The organism is Corynebacterium sp. sy017 (assembly GCF_017918135.1).
In the GTDB taxonomy this organism is placed as follows: Bacteria; Actinomycetota; Actinomycetes; order Mycobacteriales; family Mycobacteriaceae; genus Corynebacterium.
Map to the genome: position 1 here is coordinate 210,987 of NZ_RZUE01000003.1, position 20,676 is coordinate 231,662.

A 20,676-nucleotide genomic window follows, 5' to 3' on the forward strand; every position below is an offset into this window, starting at 1 on the left:
TATTAGGCTGGTGCCTGGATCATAAAAATGGTCTAGTTTCATCTCATGCCGAGGGCGAGGAGCCACAACAATGAGTTTTTTTGAGGACATCGCAACTAGCCTTGATAACGCTGGTATTGAATCGCGGGTCAATGATGATGTGATGTTTGTGCCAATTACTTCTGGCATTGAAATCCAATTCATTGAAATAGATGCAGATTTGCCAGCGGCAAATGTTTATATCGCCAATGCTGTTGCCGATGATGAAGAAGAACTATTTGATTCCGCACTGGTTTCTGTGGTGTTTTCTGTTGACGACGCAGTAAAAACAGTATTAGGGCATATCGCAACCGACCAAGTAGTCACGGTACTTCAAGATCTTCTTGATGGTACTGATGAGCGCATTGCTGACTTAGAGTTTTTCCATGATCCTTTTGACGCTCGTGTGGTATATGCAGGGGTAACACATACCTCTGTGATACGTGTGTGCGTGGAAAGCGAAGAAACAACCCCGACAGCGTCTGTAGTATTTATTGCTTTGGGGGAAGAACTAGCTTCTTATGCCAATGAGCGTGATGAAGTCCTGGCATCTTTGCATAATATCGACGGTGCAACCAAGCGACAGCAGCAAAAACTCCTCTACGATATTGCATCGCATCCTGAGGACAATGAGGTGTTAGAGCTAGGCACCTTCGACGATTGGGACAAGCTTTTCGACGTCTTATCTCTTGCCGCAGATCAAGGAGCTGATTGGGAATCGCAATTAGTGCCTTTTGATGAATATGATGACGATTACTCAGAGTATGAGGTTTTTGATATATCGGATTACGACGAGATAGAGATAGACGACATAGATGAAATAGCTGAGATGGATGAATACGCAGATGACCTTGAAGATTTTGAGGATACGGACGAATAACTCAGCGTGATATCGAACAACTTGCAACCATTACCAGTATTACTAGATTGTGATACTGGTATCGATGATGCTATTGCATTGATATATCTTGCTGCTTTGCACCACAAAGGCGACATCATTCTCACCGGCGTGAGTACAAGCGCTGGAAATGTTAGTGCTCAGCAATGCGCCTGGAACTCTCGCTATATTCTAGATCTATGCGAGCTGGCAACTATTCCAGTGTCTCAGGGATCCATGAATCCTTTGGTGGTGCCTCTCGTGACTACTCCTGAGACACATGGCGAAAGTGGTCTGGGCTATGTCCAGGTGACGGAAACAATGCTCACAAGCACCCCGCACAATAATTGGCAGGAGCTATGGACGCAGGTGTTTAGCACTACACCACAGGCTCATCTTATTGTTACCGGGCCGACCACTAATCTAGCTCGATGGATGGAGACTCATGGGCTGCCCCATAATGTGAGCATTATGGGGGGTAGTTTCCTTTACCCTGGCAACACCACGCCGACAGCGGAATGGAATTGTTGGGTGGATCCTCACGCTGCACAAAAGGTTTTTCAAGCTGCGCATTCTGCGCATCCTCTTAGATTGTGTTCGTTATCTGTCACCGAGAAAATGCTTATCACTCCAGAAGATGTGACAAGACTTCGTGCGATATTTTCTGATCATATCCTTGCCGAGCTTATCGACGATGCCTTGCGGTTTTATTTCGAGTTTCATGAGCAACAAGGCGAAGGCTATCAAGCACAGATCCATGATCTATTAACGTGCATGATTGCCCTTGGGCGCGTTAAAACACACGTACGTCGTGTGACTGTTGATGTAGAAACAGAGTCAACGCTTATGCGTGGTACCACAGTTGCCGATTATAAGAATCACTGGGATAGTGCTGCTTCACATCGTGACTCGGTGGCACTGGTAATTGACGTGGATTTTGAGCAGGCTTATGCCGATTTTTTTAACGCAATGCAGTTTTTGGCTTCACACTTAGCAAGCAAATAGGCTAGTATCCAACGTGAAAAGCTGTTTTTCGAGGTGACATAGAAAAGCAGTGTTCTTTTTGCTGCGCTCAAATTTTATCTGGAGAGAAAGAGACATAATGTCACAGTCACAGACTCAATCTAATTTTACGCCAACCCAGCGTGGGCTGGTACTTGCCGGTACGCTGCTTATCGTTGCCACATGGCTTTATTTGGTTATTACTCGTCCATCTGACTGGGAATCAGTTGGTGGGTCGTCGGCAGCTCTTATCACATTATTCGGTTATGTGGTTGGGGCGTTGCTATTGCTTGCTGGTACCTTGCCGACACTGCCTGCACGTACAATTGCGATAGTTCCTGTTGCTTTGGTGCTCAACATCGTGGTTGGGCAAATCATCGGTTCTATTGGTGTGCCGCTATACCTTGACTCAGTGGGGACGGTGCTTGTTGCTGCCTTGGCTGGTCCTGTTGCTGGCTTAGCGACGGGAACCTTAAGCTCTGTGGTGTGGGGATTGCTTACACCAGCAGCATTGCCTTTTGCTGCGGTAAGCGCATCTATCGGTGCGTTTTCTGGTTGGCTCATTAAAAAAGGAGCCTTCAGAAATATCTTCACTGTGATTATCTCTGGGGCGATCTTGGGGATTGTATGTGGTTCACTATCTTCACCGGTTGCTGCGTTTGTTTATGGTGGTACTGCTGGAGTAGGAACTGGTGCTGTAGTATCTGCGCTACGAGAAATGGGCAATTCCTTGCTGGCTTCGGTAACGCTGCAATCGTTTATTTCCGATCCGCTTGATAAAGCTATCGTCATGCTCATTGTATGGGTGACGGTTAAATCGTTGCCGAAACGTACTTTGGCTGCTCTAGCTCCTAAGAAACGTAAAGAATGATTGAGCGACGAGGAGGTACCATGAAAGCTATTAACCCATTAACGGCTTTAGTATGTGGTTTTTCTTCTTGGATTCTTATTCTTGGTATCAATCATTTTGCGCTCTCACTTGTTGTTATAGCGAGTGCATGGATCATTGGCGTGGCAGCGACGCGTAATTTTTCGGTGGTGTTTAGCTCTTTGATGTTATCGCTGCCCTTTGCTTTTTCCGTGCTCATCATCCATGCTCCTTATGGCGAGCATCATATCCTCCCGTTTGTGACCAGTGATGGTTTACTGGTCAGTGCTCAGTTGAGTCTGCGTTTTTGTGCACTTATGGCAGCAGTATTGTCTGCAATGACGTTCAGCAGCGTGCCGCTTTTAGTCAAGGCGATCCAGGCAACGAATATCAATCACAAATTGTCTTATATTCTCGGGGCAACATTGCAATTTTTGCCGCAGGCAACTCAAGCTGTTAAAGCTATGAAAGAAGCGCGTATTCTTGCTGGTTATAAATCGAAAATCAGTATTTACATCGGAATGTTAATCCCTGTGATTGTTTATGTGCTCAGTCAAGGTGCTCAGCGAACATTAGCACTTGATCTTGCCGGTGTGGATAGGCCTGGTCCGCGTACTATATTGCGACCAGTTCCAGATACGAAAGGGCAGCAGATTGCCCGATTGCTGATCCCGATTATTGCTGTGGTTATTGTTGTAGCGGTTAAAGTGTTGCTTAGGGGATAGAAGATGATTGATTATTCGGCGGGGACACGTAGCGTTATTATTGGTGATTCTGGTTCTGGGCTGAGCCGCTTTGCGCAGGAAGCGTATGAGGCAGATCCGGAAAATGTGGCGATTGCTAGTCAGAAAGCTGACAACAACATTACTTTCTTGCGCGATACTGTTATTGAAGAAGTGGTATTCGGCTTAGAGCAGCGTGGTATCGCTTCCGACGATATGCATCGTCGCGCACGGCACATTCTGACCCAGCTGGGGCTATGGCAGTTGAGTGAAGCAAACCCGGCGCAATTATCTGGTGGACAAACAAAACGACTTTCTATTGCTGAAGTAGCAATTCTCGAGCATAAAGTTTTATTTCTTGATAGCCCTTTTGCTGGTCTGGATCAACAGTCCATCCAGGCGGTTATTGATTTCATTGCGGGTTATCCAGGGGCAGTGATTTTGTTACTTACTGAAGATCATGAATTGTTAGATGATTCTTTTCATCGCTTCTACCTATACGATGATTCTTTAACCACCCAAAAACCTGAGGAAAAACCATTTGAGATTCCTGAACGCGTAGTATCTTCGGATGGTATTCGACGAGAAATTCCCATCGGAACTGTGCAGGCGGTGCGTGGGGTAAAGAAACGAAAGTTTTGGCAATTCCGTGCCCCGCAGCAGCGCGTTTTTAGGAGTGAAGAAATTTCTTTACCCTTGTTCCAAGGCGAAATAACATGGTTGCGCGGAGCTAACGGTGCAGGAAAAACTTCCTTAATGCGTGCCATGGTAGGTTTTGATGGTGCAGAGGGGCTCGATGTATCCGTTACGATGCAAACCCAGCAGGCAACGGATCAAGTTTTTAGCACGACTATGTCGCAATTTGTTGGTAATGATGAGTTATTGGCACAGTGGGGGATTGACCCTGAGATGCATCCTTATGATGTGCCTCAGGCACATCTGCGTCTTGGGCAAGTAGCAGCAGTATTGGGGAGAAAAACCCAAGTAGTGCTGCTTGATGAGCCTGATGTTGGACTTGATAGACATTCGCGGCAGTATTTTCATCACCTTCTAGCAGCAGCACTTCGGCAAGGTCAAGCAATGGTTCTTACTTGCCATGATGCACGCGTGATATCAGAAATGCGTCAGTACTGTACAGTCAATGAGGTCTTTTTGCCTTCTCCTGTTGCTTAAGCTGCTTGACTCGTGTTCTCAAAAAGAGAAGCGGGGGAAGGAATCGGTGTGAAATCTTTGTCCACGAGCCAGGCAAAAGTAGGGGTACTTTCATGCACAAACTCATGAATACAGTGGCTATATTCAGCGCCAGCTATTGCAGTAACCCAAGCATACGCAGTATCTTGCGCAACATAACCACTGTGCGGATCACTTATCCTCATGCTCACGACATATGCCGGAGTAGCTGTTGCTCCATAACCTGTCATTCTTGCTTGAATCCGCATACCAACTCGGTGACGACTCAGTGCGACTACAAGTTTCTCGCCCCGTGGTGTGGCAGGAAGTTTTTTCCGCAGCGGGCGCCAGTGTGGCATTGGGCGCGCAAGTGAACGTGGATGTTTGAGCATGGTATGAATCTGCGCAATGGTTTCCGGATGGGTTGCAGAAATAGTATGTGCAGATAATGAACGATGACGAAGATGACGTTGCGCAGAGGGGAAGTTGATTACTTTTTTCATGGTGATAGACCTTAATTTTCATCGGCGACATAATCTCAAAAAAGGATAGAACATATTTTCGATTTTGTCTATGGTGTAAACCGCTGCTTTCTGGAAAAATTTTCCTTATGACTCCTTCTGGAAACGCATATACAGTAATCAAGCTGGGCTACCAAGAATACGAGGCGGAAATTTCCACTTATGGTGGCGGTATTAAAGCCCTGACCTACAAGGGGAAAAACTTAGTTGAACCATATCCTGACTCCATGACTCCGCCTATGGCATCGGGTGTGGTACTCGCCCCGTGGCCCAATCGGATTGAAGATGGTCGCTACCAGTTTCAAGGAAAAAGTTACCAGTTGCCGATAACGGAGCCTGAGCGTGCTAATGCCATTCATGGTTTAGTTTTGGATCGAATATGGCAGGTTATTCAAGCACATCCGCACTCTGTGGAATTAGGGATTTCGTGTGGGCCGGAGCTTGGTTTTCCTTGGCAAATAGATATTCGGGCACGATATGTACTAGACGGGCATGGTCTTCATGCTGATTTTATTGCGCGAACACCATATCGAGCAGCACCTTATGCTTTTGGCTTGCATACATACCTTTGTGCTCAGGATATAGATCCGGCACAATGTGTGCTGCAGGTGAGCGTCGATAAGCAACTTGCGTTGAGTGATCAAAGAAAACTACCACAAGGGATCGTAAAAGCTACACGACGAGCAGCCGACTTGGCAGCAGGGATAGCATTGCGCGGTCAATTTTTTGATGACTGCTTCTACTGGTCTGGTTCTGGTGGGGTTCGTGCCCAATTAGAACACAATGGTTGTGGGGTGGAGATGTTGTGCAGTCCGAATTTGCGGTGGCAGCAGATTTTTACGCCTCATGATTTTCCAACGTCTCCTACTGGGCGGGCAGTGGCGATCGAGCCAATGAGTGCTCCTCCCAATGCTTTCGTGACTGGAACAGATCTTGTGGTACTGATGGCTGAGAACTCTGTGGAGCATAAAATACTCATCAGGGCACTAGAAAATAGCTGAGTGATAAGTTACACATATATTTTTCTCGTGTGTAAGTGTCACTAAATGAATGTTTGAGTAGGTAAAACAAGCGCCCATAGCGTAGGTTTGTAAGAGAGATGAGTATTACCGATAACGCCACCAGCGGCGAGAACGAGCTGGACGTGAATTTATTGTCGGAATCTCAGGATAATTCGCAGGTAGATGCTCCCTATTCTTTGGAAGATATAGTGGGAGAAGAAGAAAATGCCAGGGTTGCGAACACTTCTGAGGACGCCGGCTCCGCGCAAGAAGCGGACACTAATGAACAAGTACAACAAAAGCGCGACTCAGACAGTGATGATACACACCATGATCCTGAATCTGAGCAGAAAGACAACAAGACTGCGCAGACAGGGTTCGAGGATCTTGGGTTAGCGCCTGCAGTTCTGCAAGCTGTGCAGAGAGTCGGGTTTGAGGTTCCTTCGCCTATCCAGGCGCAGACCATACCCGTACTCATGGAAGGGCATGACGTTCTTGGCTTAGCACAAACAGGAACAGGTAAGACTGCAGCTTTTGCACTGCCGATTTTGTCGCGCATTGATAAGAAAGTGCGTCATCCGCAGGCACTTATCTTGGCACCGACTCGTGAACTAGCACTGCAAGTTGCTGACTCTTTCCAGTCTTTTGCGGATCACTTAGGCGATATCCATATTCTGCCTATCTATGGTGGGCAGGCTTATGGTATTCAGCTTTCCGGTTTGCGTCGGGGAGCCCAGATTATTGTGGGTACGCCTGGTCGTGTTATTGACCACCTGGAAAAAGGCTCTTTGGATATTTCTGCTTTGCGTTTCTTGGTGCTTGATGAGGCAGATGAAATGCTCAACATGGGCTTCCAAGAAGATGTTGAGCGCATTTTGGAAGACACACCTGAAGACAAGCAAGTTGCGCTCTTCTCTGCGACCATGCCTAATGGCATTCGACGTATCTCCAAGCAATACATGAATGATCCGCGTGAGATTCAAGTAAAGAGTCAAACGCGTACCAACACTAACATCACCCAACGCTACCTGAGCGTTGCTCACCGCAATAAACTTGACGCACTAACTCGTATTCTTGAGGTTACTGAGTTTGAGGCAATGATCATGTTTGTGCGCACGAAGCATGAAACTGAAGAGCTTGCTGAGAAGCTGCGTGCACGTGGATTTTCCGCTGCAGCGATCAATGGTGATATTGCTCAGGCACAGCGTGAACGCACCGTCGATCAGCTCAAAGATGGTCGCTTGGATATTTTGGTGGCCACCGACGTTGCAGCCCGTGGTTTGGACGTAGATCGCATCACTCACGTATTCAACTACGACATCCCTAACGACACTGAAAGCTATGTGCACCGCATTGGTCGAACGGGTCGTGCTGGTCGAAGCGGTGAAGCGATCTTGTTCGTCACTCCTCGCGAACGTCGTATGCTGCGCTCTATTGAGCGAGCAACAAATGCTCGTCTCGAAGAAATGGACTTGCCTACGGTCGATGAGGTCAATGAATCTCGCAAAGAAAAGTTCGCAGACTCCATTACGGAATCGCTAGAAGACAAGCAAATCGACGTATTCCGTTCTTTAGTCAAAGCCTATGCAGAACAACACGACGTCCCATTAGAAGACGTTGCTGCGGCACTTGCCACCCAAGCGCGTGCAGGTGAGTTCTTCATGAAAGAACCTCCGGCAGATAAAAGACGCGATCGACGCGAACGCGATCGACGTGAGCGCTTTGACCGCGAGGATCGTGGCTATGGTCGAGAGCGTCGTCGTGATCGTGACCGTGGCTCTCGTTTTGAGCGCAATGACAAAGACATGGAAACATACCGCCTAGCAGTAGGTAAGCGCCAACACGTGCGTCCTGGTTCTATTGTGGGTGCCCTAGCCAATGAAGGTGGCTTGAGCCACAGAGACTTTGGTCGCATTACCATTGGGGCAGATCACACCTTGGTGGATTTGCCGAAAAACTTGCCGCACTCCGTTTTTGAGAGACTACGTGACACTCGTATCTCTGGTCAGTTAATTCATATCGAAAAAGATACTGGTCCTCGTCGAGGTGGTTATGGTCGGGAGCGTCGTCGTGATCGCGAGCGTCGTTGGCGTGACTAAGAAATGACAAATGGCATACCCCATCGGGTATGCCATTTTTTTAGCTAAAGAATCATCAAAACTGCAATGATAACCCAGAGCAGAGAGAAAATACCACCGAACATTGACAAGTGATTCTTGGCCTTCTCCCAAGAAAAAGAAGCGGAATCGAACTCTGCAGCCCCTTCGCTAATGCTGAGCGCATCAGCCATGCGCTGCTGAATGGGCAGGATAAGGAAATAGAGAATACCCCAGGCAAAAACTGACAACATGATAGAGATATGGAACTTACCCTCGGACCAATAGTCACCCGTAAACATGATGGCGAACCCGATGAGGGGGACCAGCACCGACAAAATTCCATACGTACGAGTGATTTTATACAGCACCGCTGCAGAACCACGAGCAAGTTCATCACCATTGTGAGCGGCAAAAGCACGCACATGGAACGTCGATACGGCAAAAGTGACTGGGCCGAGGAAAAGAATGGCCGCTATGACATGGAGCAAAACGAGGAGAGAACCCACAATAACCTTTCAACTTAGAAAATATAATTCAACCTCTAAGCCTATCCCACCACATGATAATTTTCCCAGCGCATTGTCTACGCATCACCGCAATATCTTTCCTGGGCAGCGCCAACTGGTAACGCACGGCAACTTGAGCCACCCGACCCACGTACCAACAGCGATTTTTCGCTTTCGACGGTAACCACTGCGACGGTAATTGATCTGATTTCTCTTGATTCTGCTGCTTCGATACCGCAATGAGATTAAGCGGATCATTGGCGAACTCTTTGCGCTGGGCAGCCGTCCACCGATATGCCCCCAAATCCCAAGCAGCCGACAGCGGGATTACATGATCAATCTCGATTGGTTCACCATGACCACGAGGGCCGATGAGACGGCCAGAATAAGGATCGCTAAATGTAGCATCAGCCAGTTTGCAGTTCTGATCTCGCTTGTTTTGTGCTGCCTGGATGACAACCACGCGCATTGAACACGAACTATGAGCTGCAGTAGCCCAACCACCACCAAATTCTTCCCGACTATAACCTGGAACTTTTACGCGAGCAGCTCCAGCGCTTAGTTCATACAATGCTGGGTGAGGTCGCTCTTTGGGCAATGAATAACACAGTAGCGCTATGCTAAGCGCGCTAAGAAATACAAAAAGACGTCGCATGGATTCTTAGACTCCACACGACGCCACACGGTTCCCAAGATTAGGACTTTAGTGCTGTTTCAGTGATATCAGCGATATCCGTATGTGGGTTTTGAGCTGCAACCGTACTGACCCGTACTGCAGTATCAAAAGTATCAGTGACTTCGCTTCGTGGAGGAGCCGTAAGCAACGAAACAGCAACGGTAACAACAGTAGCGGAAAGGAAACCAGGAACCATCGCATAAAGGTCATCAGCAAGAGCAGAAGATCCCCACGCATACGATACGACTGCGCCAGTAAGCATACCTGCTACAGCACCTGGGGTATTGAGGCGGCGCCAATAGAGCATAAACAGCACCAGTGGTCCAAAAGCAGAACCAAAACCTGCCCAGGCGAAACTCACAAGACCCAGGATGGAATCAGACGGGTGGAGGGCAAGAACACCCGCTACCACAGCGACCGCAACAACCGCAGTACGCGAAAGGTTAATCAGGACATTTTCTTTAAGTTTTTCTTTCTTAAACAACTTAAAAATATCTTCAATCAATGAGCTTGAAGTAACGAGCAGTTGCGAAGAAATAGTAGACATAATTGCTGCCAACACCGCAGTAAGAATCAAGCCCGCGATAAGTGGGTGGAACAAAATTTTGCCCATGTCGAGGAAGATTGTCTCGAAAGCTGTCTGGTCAGAGATACTGAATTGCTCATTTTGTCCAAAGAACGCCGTACCGACAATTGCGACGAAAATCGCACCAACAATAGACAGCAGCATCCAACCCACGCCGATGAGACGACCTTGCTTAGCGTCGGCAGGCGTGCGCAAAGCCATAAAGCGGACGATAATATGCGGTTGCCCAAAATAGCCCAGACCCCAAGCAAGATTACCAATGATTGTGGCTGCAGAGACACCAGAAATCATGGAAAAATACTGAGGGTTGCCGATGCCTTCGGTATAAGGACCATAGTCATGTTCCGTTGCCCACGTCCAAATGCTGCTGGGGTCGTCGAGATAGAATAAAGCAAACACTGGCACAATAACCAAAGAAATGAACATGAGGCTGCCCTGGACAGCGTCGGTATAGCTCACGGCAAGGAAACCACCAATAAACGTATATGCAACGGTAATGACCGCCACAATGAGCATACCGTCGATGTAATTGGCACCAAATGTGGACTCAAAATATTTTCCGCCCGACACCATGCCAGAGGAAACATAGAACGTAAAGAACACAATAATGATAACTGAACTGGCAATACGCAGAATATGCGAATTGTCCTTAAGCCTGTTCTCGAAGAAACTAGGGATAGTGATGGAGTCGTCAGCAACCTCGGAATAGGCACGCAACCGTGGCGCAACCCACTTCCAGTTAGCCCAACAACCAATAAGCAACCCAATAGCAATCCAGAGTTCTGACATACCGGTCACAAAAAGCGCACCAGGTAGCCCCATGAGGAGCCATCCTGACATATCAGAAGCACCTGCTGATAGTGCAGCAACAAATGGGTTAAGCCCACGACCAGCTAAGACATAATCATCATATTCACTAGTTTGGCGGTAGCTCCAGTAACCTATGGCGAGCATCGTCGCCATATAAATGATGATGGCCACGATGAACCAGGTGTGTTCGCTCATGTGCCCTCCTTCTTAAAAATGAACAACAGTGTTCTTTGGAGCCTAACAAAACCGTGCGACCTTGTGAAGTTTGTCGCTGTAGCGGCGTAGTATGCGCTGAGCTAAAGTGATAAGAATGACTTCTCACCTTATTCATGGGCTATGGCGCAGAGATAGCGGTATGCATTTATGGATAGAACAGGTGGAAGGACATCGCATTGTGGCACCTGCTGATGTACCAGACGGAGTATTATCACCAGTCCTCGCAGCTGCACTATCGGGGCGTAAGTTTAACCATCGGGTTCCTATGGAACTGATGACCCCCAAAGGGCGAATGGTGAAATTACACGTTCCTACTATTGCTTATGCGCCGCAGCAAGCTGTGGAAATTTTGTCCCAATTAGAGCCACAGTGGGCGAGTATCGCGTCGGATTTGCGGTGGATGATTCATCTTTACCGCGGTACGCGTCAATTCGTGCGTGCAGGTCGACTAAGTTTACGACTATCGTTTCATGACACTCGCTGGTTTCCCATGTGGCAGCTTACTACGGGACTCAAAGAAAACGCTTGGCTAGTCCAAATGAATACGGCAGCCCCAGGTGTACTATTACGCAACTCAAGCACAGATTTAGCTCACGAGATGGCTCAGGAACTAAGTCATTGGATCGTGAACTCATTTTTGACGCCTTTTGCACAAAAAACACGTGCGACGCCGCTGCATAATTTTACCAAAGCCCTGTTAGAGTCCAAGCCAATATCATTGAGCACCGTGTCAGTGGTATCAGCCTTAAACGCATGGCGGGATTCCATTACTGCCTCTGATGCCCAATTAGTCGTTATAGCCGAAGAACCGCCCAAAGATAGCGAGCAGTTCCAACACTGCGACCCACAAGATATGGTGTGGGCTATTCGACTACGCGTGCGCTCCGGCACTGATACACCCATTCCTATTGATCTAAGCGCTGTGGATCGATTCACTCGGGAGCGGCTTCATGCTCTCAAACAAGAATTATTCATTGCTGCACCCACTCTCGCCAGCGATGCAACACTGTCTGAACCTGCTCAACATATGCGCGACGAATTAGCCTCCCTGGACGGTGCCGGGCAATGGGATTGCTACCTCAGCATGGAACAGATGGGGCAATTCCTTGCTCACGACGTCGCCCAGCTACGAAAACGTGGTTTTAGTGTCCTGCTGCCTAAGGCATGGTCTATGGGGCAGACGAAAGCAGCAATTTCAGTAAAAACTGCAGATAATGTTGCCCAATCCCAGATTGGGCTGGACAAGATCATCGAGTATGACTGGAAAATATCCATCGACGATATCAACCTCGATGAAATGCAGATGCGCCAATTAATCAACTCTAAATCGGGTTTGATTGAGCTACAAGGAAAATGGGTGGTAGCAGATACTGTCACTGTCAAAAAGATCAACCAATATATGCAGCAATTGGCACAAAGCTCTAAGAAAAAATTGCTTGCCGATCTAGCAGAAGCAAAGATGCACGCTGAGCTAGCGGCTCCCGGTAGCGCTGAGCAGCAGCATTGGGCTGGTGTCGTTGCTCAACTCGAACAACAATTAGCGCAGTCCAATGAGCGCGCTGGGGCAGTAACAATTGCGGATTTGCGTGAGGTGTCTTTGCGTAGCGAGCAGCCCATTGCCTTTAGTGGTGACCAATGGGCAGTGCAACTTGCTGGTGGCGTAGCAGCTTTTGATACCCCCGCGCCGGTGAGAGTACCGATCCCTGACATTGTGCAGGCAGATTTGCGTGATTATCAGCGTCGAGGGGTTGACTGGTTGCATTGGATGAGCGCGAATAATCTTGGTGCGATTCTGGCTGATGATATGGGGCTGGGAAAAACACTGCAGCTATTGGCACTTGAGGCGGTGGAGCGTTGTGCAAAAGCGAGGCAGGAGCGTCGCCCGACGCTTATTATTGCCCCGACATCGGTAGTGGGTAATTGGCAGCGTGAAGTGCACAAGTTCGTTCCTGAGTTTCGCGTGGTAGTACAGCATGGTGCCTCGCGTAAACGAGATGAGGAGTTTATCGATCAGGCGTCGAACGCTGATTTGGTGATTAGCAGCTATGGCACAGTTACTCGAGATTATGCGCAATTTGCGCAGATTGAGTGGGAGCGGGTGGTCGTTGATGAGGCGCAGCAGATTAAAAACTCGAGTACGAAAGTAGCACGTGCTGTGCGCGCCATACCAGCACGACATCGTATAGCTTTAACGGGTACACCGATTGAAAACAAACTCACTGAATTACGATCCATTTTAGATTTCTGTAACCCAGGAATTTTGGGGTCAGCGTCGTTTTTCATCAATCACTTTGCGCGTGCGATTGAACGCCATCACGACGAAGTTATGACGCAACGCTTAAAAGCCTTGACGGCACCGTTTATTTTGCGCAGATTAAAAACAGATACCGCCATTATTAGTGACCTTCCGGAGAAATCAGAGATTGTGCTGAGCGTGAAAATGACCGCTGAGCAAACTGCACTCTATACCTCGTATGTTGAGCAAATCAAGAAACTATTACAGGAGTCTGAAGGGATTGCGCGTCGCGGGGTAGTGTTGTCAGCTTTGACCAGAATCAAACAAATTTGTAACCATCCGGCACATTTTTTGGGTGACAATTCAAGTTTTATGCTGCGCGCCCAGCATCGTTCTGGAAAGACTGCTGAGCTTATGCGCTTGGTGTCGATGGCGCAAGAAACACAGCAGCGAGTGTTGATTTTTACCCAATACCGTGCTTTTGGCGACATCCTCGCCTCCTACCTCAGTGATTATTTCGATCAACCGATTCCTTTTCTACACGGTGGGGTGAGCAAAATAGGTCGTGATCGGCTGTTGGAAAACTTCCAGCGGGACGACGGACCGCCAGTGATGGTGCTATCGCTCAAAGCTGGTGGCACGGGGCTAAACTTAACCGCTGCGTCCATGGTAATTCATATGGATCGCTGGTGGAATCCAGCGGTGGAAAATCAGGCTACTGACCGTGCCTTTCGGATCGGACAACGCAAAAATGTCACGGTTTATAAGATGGTGACGGTAGGGACTTTAGAAGAATCAATCCAAGACATTATTGAAGGCAAAATGCAGCTTGCTGGTGCTGTCGTGGGTGAAGGGGAAGGCTGGCTCACTGAGCTGTCTACTCAGGAACTAGAAATGCTCATAAGTTATCGCGATAGTGCACAAGCAGAGGAGAACGATGGCTAAGAAAACCAAGCGAGTAAGCGTGGGCAATGTCATCTATGCGAACTTTGGTGCTCCCAAAGACACCCCCGAGTCAGCTCAACCAACACGCGTGCACCAGGAAGACGCACAAACCATTGGTAGTTTTGTCAATTCTCTTATCACACAACTGACAGATTCGCGAAGGGTGGCGCGTGGACGCACATATGCTCGCCAGGGCAGTGTGCTGAGTATGCAAGCACAGCGTGGTGCGATTAGTGCTCAGGTGATAGGATCGCAAAACATTCCTTTTACAGTGCACATTCGCTTCCCCCAACGTCATGCGCAAGATAGAGCACGCATAAGCGAAATTATGCAGGAAAGACCACGAAAAACGAGTCGTCTGCCTCGCGAGATATTAGAACTCATGCTGTGTCGTGATGACGAAAACATGGCTCTGAGTTGCGATTGCCCCGATAAGAGTTATTGCTGTAAACACATTATCGCTGTGCTGCACACCATTACCCAAACATGGGAAACAGACCTTAAACGGTTTCTGGAATTCCGTGAGGTATCTATTGTGGAGCAATCCACACCGAAGAAAACTGATACCCCAGAGGTGAATGACAGCTTTTGGTCTGGGCATGAACTACCTGAACTGCCGCAGCCAAAAAGTGCACCTGCACTGAATGATTCCGACCTTAGCCTCCTACATAAAGCAATGCGCATGCTCTCTTACACCAGCATCGATGAGTTACGTGCCGTGGCAGATATCGAAGATATGTATGATTTTCTTGTGCACGACGTCGAAGACTGAGTATTTTTGCTCATTTCGCTCATATTTTCTATTCTCGCATAGCTGGGGACGTAGTTGTGTGTTAGACCTTAAACCATGAGTATAAGGTTTTTACACACATCAGATTTTCAGATTGGTATGACGCGTTGGTTTCTAGAAGGCGAAGCCCAAGCGCGATTCGACGGTGATCGTGTCGAGGCCATTCGTCGTTTAGGCAAAGTGGCAAAAGAACATGACTGCGATTTCATTATCGCTGCCGGCGACATTTTCGACGGGAATGCTTTGAGCGAACAAACCTTTAGCCGTGCAGCTGAGGAGCTTTATCGAGTAGCCAAGGACACCCCGATTTATCTTTTAGCGGGTAACCATGATCCTTTAGATGCGCATTCTTATTTTCCGCACTTGGCTGAAAACAGTGCCAACATTTATATTCTCGAAGCAGGGAAACCACTAGAAGCCACAGCTGCGAGTGGTGAAAAAGTAGAGATCATTGGTGCACCTTTATATGCCAAGGAGGCGACGAGGGATTTAGTGGCTGAGGCTTTGGCGCCTTTGGAGCCTGTTGATTATGTCAGGATTGCGGTGGGGCATGGGCAGCCACCGGGCTACCAAGGGCATGATGATTTGGATGCTATTGACTTAGATAATGTCAACAACAAAATTGCTGCTGGCGTGATTGATTATCTAGGTTTGGGGGATACTCACTCCACAAAACAGCTTGATAAAGCAGGTAGGGTATGGTTTTCAGGTTCGCCAGAAACAACGGATTTCCACAAAATTGATACAGATGGTGGGGAGAATAATTCCGGCAATGTGCTTGTGGTCAGCGTCGATAAGCAGCATATAGAGGTGGAGACTATCCCAGTGGGGGTATGGTTTTTTGAGCAACTTCGGGCAGAGATTAACTCGCTAGGAGATGCTCAGGAGTTTATCGCTAGGCTGGAGGCGTATCCAGAGAAAAAGAACACTGTGATTAAGTATGCGCTGGTGGGGGTAGCTGACTCGCAAACAAAGGCTTATCTTGAGGCGGAACTTGCCGCGCTTGAACCGGTTTTTGCAGCGTTGATGAAGCATGATCGCTTGATGAATCTTGTGGTGAAACCTGATTTGGATGCGCTTGGGCTTAGTGGTTTCGTCTACACCAGTTTTCAAGAATTAGTGGAGCGCAGTCAACAACTTCCTCGGAAAGAAAAAGATGACGTAGAAGAAGAAAGCACAGAAGACGAAGAGATTGCTGAGTTGAATCCGCAAGACTTAGACCAAGCGCAAACTATCGACGATGCCTTAAACCTGTTCTACCGTTATGCCATGAGCGACAAAAATAAGAGGAATTAAGAGAAACAATGAAAATACATAGCATTGAGATCAAAAATTACCGTGGTATTGAACACGCGCAGCTCGACGATTTACCTGAGCGGGGTGTCATTCTCATCAGCGGTGAAAATGAGATGGGTAAATCAACCATTATGGAAGCTGTCCGCAATGTGCTGAACCTGAAACATGGTGCGAATACCCAAGACATCAAAGCAACACAACCAAAGCTTAAAGACGTGGGGCCGGAAGTAGAACTGTACTGCAGCATTGGTAGCTATGAGTTGAAGGTCAGAAAGCGTTGGCTGAAAGGTAAATCCTCTCACCTCGATATTCTTGCACCGAAGAAAGAACAGCTTACGGGCCGTGATGCTGACGCTCGTCTAGAAGAAATCATCAATGACAATCTTGACAAATCCTTATATGGCACTTTGTTTATCGAGCAGGGCGCAGAATTATTTGTGAGTTCGGAGTTTGGTGCAAAGCAGAAAACTGATTTTTCCAAGCTGGGAATTGGCGATATTAAAGCAGTAGAGTCAGCTCTCGACACAGTATCCGGCAGCATAGACACCGATTTAGGCAGTGACCTCATAACGCAGGTGGAGCAAGACTATTCCTACTATTTCAATGCCCTTGGGAAATACTCCACGTCCAAAAACAGTCCTTTCCATCGAGTGACTCATGCGAAAGAAGAAGCGGTTTCTCGTTATGAAGAAGCCCAGAAAAAGTACCAGGAATATGAGCATACACTGAAAGAGTACGCAAAAATTGAACAGCGTATTCTGGAAATAGAAAAGGAATTACCACAAAAAAGACAGTCGCTCACGCAGTTACAGAAGCAATGGGAAGAGGTAGAAACAGCTCAAGCAGAATATGGTCAGGTGCAAGAGCAGCATCACGACCTAGAGGAAGCGCTTGACAATGCCAAAGAGCGCGAGGACAAGCGTCGAGAGCAGATACAAGAAATCGAAGAAAAGCAACAGCAGCTTCTCAAAGAAAAACAAGAGATCGAACCCTTGGTGCCTAAGTTAGCGCAGCTGCAACAAGAACAAGAGCAGCTCAAAGAAGAACTAGGGTCATGTCGTGCTCAACGCAATGAGCTCAGGAAACGCATACAACTCGTGGGTAAAATACAGGCTGGTCGTGAGCTGACTGAGGTGCAGCAAGACCTAGCACAGATAGCGAAGTTGGATGAGCAATTACAGCAGCAACAACCATCACGCACAATGAGTGCCACCGATTTTGATCGAGTGCAGCAGGCACGTCGCGATGTGGAGATGGCAGAGCTTGTTTTTGCTAGTAAAGCCACATCGGTGAGTATCAGTGCTGCTCACGATACCTTGATTCAGGTGGATGATGAGCAGCAGCAAATTGGGGCACAGCCGACGACCATAACTCTGAAAGAAGAAAAAACTTTCACGATTGCTGATGTGTCGTTGAGTGTGAAACCTGGAGCAGCAGATGCTCTCGACGCTCTAGAGCAGGCACAACAAAAACTCCACAGGGTTGTGCAGGAACTTGAATGTCATAGTTGGGCAGAAGCCGAGCAGATACGCGAAGCAACGATTGCATGGGAGAAAACCAAGACTGATCTGACACAACAACGCGACAAAGTGCTTGGTAAGCGCAAAGTGGACGAGCTTACTCAGCGTGTGTGGCAATTAGAAAAAGAAAGCCAAATGCAGCAGTTTTCTGCCGACGAAATAGCTCAGGCTGAAGTTGACGACCTTGAGCAACTCAGGGCTGCAGAAGAAGAATGCTTACGCAGAGAAGAAAAACTGCAAGGCGAGATATCGAGTAAGGACGCTGTCATTGCGCTTGGCAATGACATTGCCCGCAAGCAAGTGCTCATTGATTCTTTGACACAGCAGTTAGAACGTGAATGCGCAAAGTTGGCGCGAAGTCGCGAAACGGTGAGTGATGAAGAGCTCGCTAAGCGTCGAATAAAAGCTGAGGAGAGCGTCGAGAAGCATGCTGTGCGGTTGCAAGAATTAGCGCAACAGCTTGAAAAGTTGGATATCGAGTCCTTGAATTTTGAGTTGCAGGCCGCGCAGAACATTGTTGCTAATGCAGAAAAATCGCTTAACGACGCGGACAGCAAACTCAAGGAGCTCAAAGGAATTATTGCTTTTGCTGAAGGCGTTTCGGAAAAGCTTAACGATGCTTTTGCACAAAAGAACCGGGCAATGATGAGCTATAACGCGGTGGTGCAGCGGGCAGAAGCCATACGGCTGCTCTACACTACGCTTAAAACGCATCGCGAAGCGGCGCAGAAGAAATATCAAGAGCCTTTGCTCAAACAGCTTGTGCAGTTGGCGAAACCAATTTTTGGCAAAGACGTGTCCTTTGAGATCAACGAAGGCCTACAAATACAAGGGCGCGTACTTGGCGGCACGGTCATTGATTCCAAGGAACTATCCGGCGGTGCGCAAGAACAGCTAGCGCTTATTATGCGTTTTGCCATAGCTCAGCTGGCAGCCGAGGAAGAAACCCCAATTTTCATGGATGACCTCCTCGGAGCTTCTGACGCTCAACGCCTTAAGGCCATGGGCGTGGTTATTTCCGAGGTCGCAAAGAACACCCAAGTCTTTATCCTGACCTGTATGCCTGATCGCTTTGCTAGCGTAGCGAATCGGAAAGAATATCCGATGGAGGATATTTTGTGCTAAAACTTTCAAGGACTACAGTAAAAGGGTGAATACGAGCCTTTCTGATTATCCTTTCGAGCCACGTTGGCTAAGCGACGACGAGCAAAAGTTTTGGCGGTTGCTTTTGGCCGCCAACAACAAAATCGAGCGCACGATAGATGCGTCACTTCAGGAATCAGAAGGGCTTAGCTCTGCAGAGTATGCTGTGCTCGTGTGCCTATCTGAAGCCCCTGGGGAGTCGCTACGGCTACGCGAACTATGCGATATTTTGGGATGGGATCGCAGTCGTGCTTCTCATCAGGTAACGCGGATGGAGCGCAAAGGTTTGCTCTCAAAACACAAATGCGAAAAAGACGCCAGAGGAATTTGCATTGTGTTGGAAGAAAATGGAAAGAGAAGACTCATCCGTGCTGTTCCTGAGCATGTCGAAACTGTGCGACGCCTCGTATTTGACCGTTTAGAGCGCAAAGACCAGGAGGCGATCAGCAATTTTCTCAGCGCAATTGTGCATGCGTGAGAGACTCTTGCAGTTTTGTGCAGAGTCTGTGAGGTCAGTTTCTTGTTATGGTTTGGGGCGGGCTCCAGGTCGGTTTTCCTTTGTGTTTGGTTACCCAACCGCGTCTAGTGGAAATTGAGTTGTGAGCCGCTGCATAGTCGTCGTTGATTCCGTTGTGATACGGACATAACGGCACAAGGTTATCTATGTTGGTGTTGCCACCGTATTTCCATGCCACGATGTGATGGGGTTGGCACTTGTCGATGGGCTTTCGACATCCTGGCCAAGCACAGCTGTGCGATTGTGCTTGGAGCATGATGCGTTGCTTTGTTGATGCGAATCTGCGGGTACGGTAAAGATTTATTGCGCCTTGCACTGGCGATACCAGAGTGGCGAAACCTTCATCTTCTAGTGTTCGCTGTACGAATTCTGCCCCAGTCATGGTAGCGCCGTGGGAAGTATGCACGATAACGTCATTATCGCCCTGTGTAACTTTGTCTAGTTTGTCTAGTGGGATAATGATATGGGTTTGTGTCTGTGGGCGTACTGCATTACCGGATAGCAGTGCATTGAGTGAAGCGATGGGTTGATCAGCATCAAGTGCGCTGACAAAGTCCGACAGAATGGTGGATGCCCCGGTCAGTGACACTGTCATGGGCGCTCCATTATCTCTGCGTCTAATCCTTATACCTTCTTTGGGCGTGGTAGAGGGCATGTATTGCTTTGCCACGTGTGCAATATGCTGCTCTGGGGTCTGGCAGAGTTTTACGCGCAGTACCCATTGATTCCGTGTGGTTTTTATCCTTGATACGTAACGTTCGATGGCGAGTAGGGTGGTTAGATTGTGGCTAGTGCCAATGCACTGGGTTTGGTACTGGCTAAAGGACGTATCGCCGAAATAGATTTTGGCCAGTGCAAGCAAGTTTTTGGTGGTGGTGAGATCTGCCCCCAGGGCGGTTAAGTCTTTTTCTTCTAGCTGTGATGCTGCTTCAACCAGGGCTATGCCTTGGGCGTGAGCCTGGAGGTAAGTATGCAACAGCGTCATGGGCATACTGTAACTGATTGGCGTATTCAATAAAAGAGCCTCAACACAAGGCTGTGGATAACTCGCATTCATACTTGAGTTATCCACATCGGTGTCCCCGACAGGATTCGAACCTGCGACCCTTGGTACCGGAAACCAATACTCTATCCACTGAGCTACGGAGACGGGCGTT

17 protein-coding genes and 1 tRNA gene are annotated in these 20,676 nt (G+C 48.1%); 12 read left to right on the plus strand and 6 right to left on the minus strand.

The features are described from left to right. The first annotated feature begins 70 nt into the window (after positions 1-70). The 5 genes from EML15_RS07485 (at position 71) to EML15_RS07505 (ending at position 4,660) form a co-directional block, all read left to right on the plus strand. Positions 71-898, plus strand: a complete 828-nt coding sequence (locus tag EML15_RS07485) for a hypothetical protein (protein WP_144274531.1) — start codon at positions 71-73, stop codon at positions 896-898. Positions 899-904: 6 nt separating this feature from the next. Further along, positions 905-1,900 (plus strand): nucleoside hydrolase, encoded by a 996-nt coding sequence (locus EML15_RS07490; RefSeq protein ID WP_255455996.1) that lies wholly within the window; start codon positions 905-907, stop codon positions 1,898-1,900. 97 nt (positions 1,901-1,997) lie between these two features. Next, entirely contained in the window at positions 1,998-2,768 is a 771-nt protein-coding gene (locus EML15_RS07495) for an ECF transporter S component (RefSeq protein WP_144274533.1), read from the plus strand. 20 nt (positions 2,769-2,788) lie between these two features. Beyond that, positions 2,789-3,490 carry an energy-coupling factor transporter transmembrane component T gene (locus EML15_RS07500; protein ID WP_185967213.1) on the plus strand — a complete coding sequence of 234 codons (702 nt, stop codon included), beginning with the start codon at positions 2,789-2,791 and terminating at the stop codon, positions 3,488-3,490. A 3-nt stretch (positions 3,491-3,493) separates the two neighbouring features. Next, entirely contained in the window at positions 3,494-4,660 is a 1,167-nt protein-coding gene (locus EML15_RS07505) for an ATP-binding cassette domain-containing protein (protein WP_144274537.1), read from the plus strand. Here the strand turns inward: EML15_RS07505 and EML15_RS07510 are convergent. Beyond that, positions 4,657-5,160, minus strand: a complete 504-nt coding sequence (locus EML15_RS07510; RefSeq protein WP_144274539.1) for a hypothetical protein — start codon at positions 5,158-5,160, stop codon at positions 4,657-4,659. The genes EML15_RS07505 and EML15_RS07510 overlap by 4 nt on opposite strands. A gap of 107 nt (positions 5,161-5,267) precedes the next feature. Between EML15_RS07510 and EML15_RS07515 the strand changes: the two genes are divergently transcribed. Both EML15_RS07515 and EML15_RS07520 read left to right on the plus strand, forming a co-directional pair. Continuing rightward, positions 5,268-6,179, plus strand: a complete 912-nt coding sequence (locus EML15_RS07515) for an aldose 1-epimerase family protein (RefSeq protein ID WP_144274541.1) — start codon at positions 5,268-5,270, stop codon at positions 6,177-6,179. Positions 6,180-6,277: 98 nt separating this feature from the next. Beyond that, positions 6,278-8,278 carry a DEAD/DEAH box helicase gene (locus EML15_RS07520; RefSeq protein ID WP_144274543.1) on the plus strand — a complete coding sequence of 667 codons (2,001 nt, stop codon included), beginning with the start codon at positions 6,278-6,280 and terminating at the stop codon, positions 8,276-8,278. A gap of 44 nt (positions 8,279-8,322) precedes the next feature. Here EML15_RS07520 and EML15_RS07525 read toward each other — a convergent pair whose 3' ends face one another. The 3 genes from EML15_RS07525 to putP are packed head-to-tail and all read right to left on the minus strand — an operon-like array spanning position 8,323 to position 11,051. Then, entirely contained in the window at positions 8,323-8,784 is a 462-nt protein-coding gene (locus EML15_RS07525; protein WP_144274545.1) for a DUF2269 domain-containing protein, read from the minus strand. 28 nt (positions 8,785-8,812) lie between these two features. Then, entirely contained in the window at positions 8,813-9,439 is a 627-nt protein-coding gene (locus EML15_RS07530; RefSeq protein ID WP_144274547.1) for an HNH endonuclease family protein, read from the minus strand. Positions 9,440-9,479: 40 nt separating this feature from the next. After that, positions 9,480-11,051: a sodium/proline symporter PutP gene (gene putP / locus EML15_RS07535; protein WP_144274549.1), complete on the minus strand. Its 1,572-nt coding sequence runs from the start codon at positions 11,049-11,051 to the stop codon at positions 9,480-9,482. 115 nt (positions 11,052-11,166) lie between these two features. On the opposite strand from putP, the gene EML15_RS07540 reads away from it, so the two are divergent. From EML15_RS07540 to EML15_RS07560, 5 genes are all read left to right on the plus strand, one after another. Continuing rightward, positions 11,167-14,253 carry a DEAD/DEAH box helicase gene (locus EML15_RS07540; protein ID WP_144274551.1) on the plus strand — a complete coding sequence of 1,029 codons (3,087 nt, stop codon included), beginning with the start codon at positions 11,167-11,169 and terminating at the stop codon, positions 14,251-14,253. Next, positions 14,246-15,025 carry an SWIM zinc finger family protein gene (locus EML15_RS07545; protein WP_144274553.1) on the plus strand — a complete coding sequence of 260 codons (780 nt, stop codon included), beginning with the start codon at positions 14,246-14,248 and terminating at the stop codon, positions 15,023-15,025. Before EML15_RS07540 ends, EML15_RS07545 begins: the two co-directional genes overlap by 8 nt. Before the next feature lie 75 nt (positions 15,026-15,100). Then, positions 15,101-16,339 (plus strand): metallophosphoesterase, encoded by a 1,239-nt coding sequence (locus EML15_RS07550; protein WP_144274554.1) that lies wholly within the window; start codon positions 15,101-15,103, stop codon positions 16,337-16,339. An 8-nt stretch (positions 16,340-16,347) separates the two neighbouring features. Continuing rightward, positions 16,348-18,984 (plus strand): AAA family ATPase, encoded by a 2,637-nt coding sequence (locus EML15_RS07555; RefSeq protein ID WP_144274556.1) that lies wholly within the window; start codon positions 16,348-16,350, stop codon positions 18,982-18,984. Between the two features lie 25 nt (positions 18,985-19,009). Further along, the gene (locus tag EML15_RS07560; RefSeq protein WP_144274558.1) at positions 19,010-19,480 is read left to right on the plus strand and encodes a MarR family winged helix-turn-helix transcriptional regulator; all 471 of its coding nucleotides are present in this window, start codon (positions 19,010-19,012) and stop codon (positions 19,478-19,480) included. Positions 19,481-19,514: 34 nt separating this feature from the next. On the opposite strand, the gene EML15_RS07565 is transcribed toward EML15_RS07560, so the two are convergent. Continuing rightward, complete coding sequence (locus tag EML15_RS07565; RefSeq protein ID WP_185967214.1) at positions 19,515-20,504, minus strand: HNH endonuclease signature motif containing protein; 990 nt, start codon at positions 20,502-20,504, stop codon at positions 19,515-19,517. Between the two features lie 92 nt (positions 20,505-20,596). Next, positions 20,597-20,669: transfer RNA gene (locus tag EML15_RS07570), tRNA-Arg, on the minus strand. Between the last annotated feature and the right edge of the window lie 7 nt (positions 20,670-20,676).

Bases quoted from the DNA above. Each gene is read 5' to 3' on its own strand.
- EML15_RS07485 (WP_144274531.1), top strand. From the start codon at position 71: ATGAGTTTTTTTGAGGACATCGCAACTAGCCTTGATAACGCTGGTATT.
- EML15_RS07495 (WP_144274533.1), top strand. From the start codon at position 1,998: ATGTCACAGTCACAGACTCAATCTAATTTTACGCCAACCCAGCGTGGG.
- EML15_RS07500 (WP_185967213.1), top strand. From the start codon at position 2,789: ATGAAAGCTATTAACCCATTAACGGCTTTAGTATGTGGTTTTTCTTCT.
- EML15_RS07505 (WP_144274537.1), top strand. From the start codon at position 3,494: ATGATTGATTATTCGGCGGGGACACGTAGCGTTATTATTGGTGATTCT.
- EML15_RS07510 (WP_144274539.1), bottom strand. From the start codon at position 5,160: ATGAAAAAAGTAATCAACTTCCCCTCTGCGCAACGTCATCTTCGTCAT.
- EML15_RS07515 (WP_144274541.1), top strand. From the start codon at position 5,268: ATGACTCCTTCTGGAAACGCATATACAGTAATCAAGCTGGGCTACCAA.
- EML15_RS07520 (WP_144274543.1), top strand. From the start codon at position 6,278: ATGAGTATTACCGATAACGCCACCAGCGGCGAGAACGAGCTGGACGTG.
- EML15_RS07530 (WP_144274547.1), bottom strand. From the start codon at position 9,439: ATGCGACGTCTTTTTGTATTTCTTAGCGCGCTTAGCATAGCGCTACTG.
- putP (WP_144274549.1), bottom strand. From the start codon at position 11,051: ATGAGCGAACACACCTGGTTCATCGTGGCCATCATCATTTATATGGCG.
- EML15_RS07540 (WP_144274551.1), top strand. From the start codon at position 11,167: ATGACTTCTCACCTTATTCATGGGCTATGGCGCAGAGATAGCGGTATG.
- EML15_RS07545 (WP_144274553.1), top strand. From the start codon at position 14,246: ATGGCTAAGAAAACCAAGCGAGTAAGCGTGGGCAATGTCATCTATGCG.
- EML15_RS07550 (WP_144274554.1), top strand. From the start codon at position 15,101: ATGAGTATAAGGTTTTTACACACATCAGATTTTCAGATTGGTATGACG.
- EML15_RS07555 (WP_144274556.1), top strand. From the start codon at position 16,348: ATGAAAATACATAGCATTGAGATCAAAAATTACCGTGGTATTGAACAC.
- EML15_RS07565 (WP_185967214.1), bottom strand. From the start codon at position 20,504: ATGACGCTGTTGCATACTTACCTCCAGGCTCACGCCCAAGGCATAGCC.